Source organism: Aminobacter sp. P4_H6_2 (assembly GCF_056400805.1).
This window is the reverse complement of the sequence record NZ_JBFUKO010000657.1, coordinates 1-2,883: the sequence shown is the minus strand read 5'-3', so window position 1 is coordinate 2,883 and position 2,883 is coordinate 1. Positions and strand designations below refer to the sequence as shown.

Genomic DNA, 2,883 nt, shown 5'->3' with positions numbered 1-2,883 from the left:
GCCTTGGCCATGATTCTCGTCCGTTAGTTATCTGGAGTTGCACCCGCCTCAGGACGGGAAAACAACCCGGACGCGGAAAACCTGCGGGACACATAAAGAACGTACCCGGAAAGTCAAGCCTTGGAGCGTTATCACCGCGATTTCGCGGCAATTCGGCCCAGTCCGATGGCGATATATCCGCCAAAGAACACGGCGAGCGCCCAACCGAATCCGTTGGGGCCGAAGACGTCCATGAATATGCCGATTACCTGTGGTCCCAGAATCATCCCAAGGCCGTAGCAGAAGATGAAGGCGGCGTTGGCCGAGGCAAGGTCGCGGCCTGAAAGCTGTGCGCCTAGATGGGCTAGGCCCACCGTGTAGAGCGCAGCAACCACGCCGCCCCAGACAAACAGCATGCCAGCCATCAGGTGCCAGTTGACCGTCAGAAGCGGCATCGCGAGCGTGCCGGCTAGGCCGACGAGCGCGCAGATCAGCAAAAGCTTGCGGCGATCACCAATGCGGTCACTCAGCATGCCGATGGGAATCTGCAGCATGAAATTGCCAAGGCCGATCATGGTCAGCAAAAGGGCAGCTTCGGCCTCGGAATAACCGACGCGTTGGCCATAGATCGGAAACAGCGCAAAGCCGCCTGTCTCGACGGCGCCGAAGACGAGCACAGCGGCGGTCGCGGTCGGCACGATCCAGATGTAGCGGAAGAAACCACCTTTGCCGCCCTCGGAAACGATCTTGGGGCTTTCGCTACGCGCCAGAAGCACCGGAATCGCAGCGATCATGACGAAGCCGAAGGTCAGTCCGAACGGCAGGAAGCCGGTGCTGCCGATCTGCGAGAAAAGCCATGGGCCTGCGGCGAAGCCGAGCGACAGCACGGTGGCGTAGATGYCGAGCACCAGGCCGCGCCGATGCGGCGGGGCGCAGGTGCTGATCCAGAACTCGGAGAGGATGAACAGCACCGTCAGCGCAAAATGCAGCACGGCGCGCAAGGGAAACCACATCCAGAAGGATTGCGCGAAATAAAAGCCGACAAAGGCAACCGCGCCGAGCAGAATCATGGCGAGCATCGTCCACAYGACGCCAAAACGCATGGCGATCGGCGTGGCGAGCGGTGCGGCTGCAATGGAGGCAACGCCGGCGATCGCCGTATTGAGGCCGATCATCGAGGGCGAATAGCCGCGCGACTCAAGGATGACGCTGAGCAGCGGTATGCCCAGTCCGATTGCGATACCGACAACGCTGATCGAGGCGATCGCTGCTGAAATCGAGCGCCAGTGTACGCGTTCCACGCTTTCAGCCTGGTGGATGGTCTCGGTCATGCAAAGCCTAAAGGATGTCGCGGCGGAAGCGTTGGTTGAACATGCGGTAGAACGGCACTTCGCCGCCTGGCTTGAGGTCAGGGTCCACCGAAAGCCGCTGCCGGAGATCGCCGAGAACCGACTGGGTGATCGCCGGTATGTCGGCCTGCATGGCGTCTGCCAGTGGCAGCCAGACCAGTTCTTCCAGTTCGTTGGTCGGCCCGCCATCGGGCAGTTCGACCGCGACGTCACTGCGCCATGCCGACAAGAAGCGCGTGTCGAAGCGGCGGACTCGTCCTGGAGGGGTGACCGCACGCGCGATGAAGCGCAAGGAGGCCAAGGCAGGCGCTACGCCATGGTCGGCAAAACCCTGCCAATCGGCCTTGGTGGTCGAAAACGCAGCGCGCCGGCCGATCAACAGTCCCGCTTCCTCATAGGTCTCGCGAATCGCTGAAAGCGCTATCGCCCGGGCGCGAGCGACGCTGACGCGGCCAGTGCCGGCGCGCAGCTTCTCGGCTTCGTCGGGATGCAGCTCATCGGCGACCGCGATGCGGCTGTCTGCTGGGTCGGTGCGGCCGCCTGGAAAGACGAATTTTCCAGGCATGAAGGCATGCTTCATGTGGCGCCGGCCCATCAGCACCAGCACGTCGTTGCCCTTGCGGTCGAGCAGGATCAGCGTGGCCGCGTCGCGCGGCCGCAAGGGGGCAGCGCTCTTGGCCATCTCCCTGGCTTCGAGCCTGTCGAGTTCTGCTTTGCTAATGCCATCCATCGCGGCTGTCCTAACGGAATGTCGGAGCGGACGGAAGCGCTTGCTTGCCGCAGGGCATTGCGCCAGCGCTGGTTCAGGCCTCGGGATGCGCCTCGATCACGTCGTCTTCGCCACCAAAGCCGTGCATGTACAACGCCCATTGCATGCCGACGACCGCGCCCTTCATCGGTCGCAGCAAGGCGAGTGCGGAGAAGATCGTCAGCGGCACCCAGATCAAGAGATGCTGCCACAGCGCCAGCGTGCTGGTCGACTCGACGGCCATGAAGGCGCCGACGACGATATGGCCGACGATGACGACCACCAGATAGGCAGGCAGGTCGTCGGCGCGGTGATGAAAGATCTCTTCGTGGCAGACGTCGCAGCGGTCGACGGTCTTGACGAAGGAAGCAAACAGCTTGCCCTGGCCGCAATTCGGGCACTTGCCGAACAGGCCGCGCTTGATCGCCTGCCACACCGGGCGCGGCTCACGCGCGACCTGCTCGTGGTCGCCGCCGAATACCTGTTCTTCCATCGTCATCTCCTGCCGCGCGGTCCTCGCCGCGGTTGGGAGGCACGCGCACGCGTTCTTTGCCCCTTGGTCTTGTGGAACGACCGTTTCGAACCGGGCAGGGGCTTCGGTTCGGTCAGCATTTCAAAGCGCATGGCACCGGCCAGCGGGGCGATCTCGACCAACTTGACTTCGACGCGGTCGGCAAGTTGATAACCCTTGCCGGTGCGCTCGCCGAAGAGGGCGCGGGCGGCTTCGTCGAAGTGGTAATAGTCGTCACCCAACGATGACACGGGGATGAAACCATCGGCGCCATATTGCGGCAATTGGACAAATAG

4 protein-coding genes are annotated in these 2,883 nt (G+C 62.8%); all 4 read right to left on the bottom strand.

The window, feature by feature from the left end; genetic code table 11:
- Positions 1–131: 131 nt before the first annotated feature.
- Complete coding sequence (locus AC1DUU_RS28170) at positions 132–1,310, bottom strand: MFS transporter (RefSeq protein WP_476786638.1); 1,179 nt, start codon at positions 1,308–1,310, stop codon at positions 132–134.
- A gap of 7 nt (positions 1,311–1,317) precedes the next feature.
- Entirely contained in the window at positions 1,318–2,058 is a 741-nt protein-coding gene (locus tag AC1DUU_RS28165) for an NUDIX hydrolase (RefSeq protein WP_476786637.1), read from the bottom strand.
- Positions 2,059–2,131: 73 nt separating this feature from the next.
- Positions 2,132–2,569 carry a DUF983 domain-containing protein gene (locus AC1DUU_RS28160; protein WP_476786636.1) on the bottom strand — a complete coding sequence of 146 codons (438 nt, stop codon included), beginning with the start codon at positions 2,567–2,569 and terminating at the stop codon, positions 2,132–2,134.
- Positions 2,570–2,571: 2 nt separating this feature from the next.
- Positions 2,572–2,883 (bottom strand): S1 RNA-binding domain-containing protein (locus AC1DUU_RS28155; RefSeq protein ID WP_476786635.1); only part of this gene is annotated, 312 nt, incomplete at its 5' end.

Bases quoted from the DNA above. Each gene is read 5' to 3' on its own strand.
- AC1DUU_RS28165 (WP_476786637.1), bottom strand. From the start codon at position 2,058: ATGGATGGCATTAGCAAAGCAGAACTCGACAGGCTCGAAGCCAGGGAG.
- AC1DUU_RS28160 (WP_476786636.1), bottom strand. From the start codon at position 2,569: ATGGAAGAACAGGTATTCGGCGGCGACCACGAGCAGGTCGCGCGTGAG.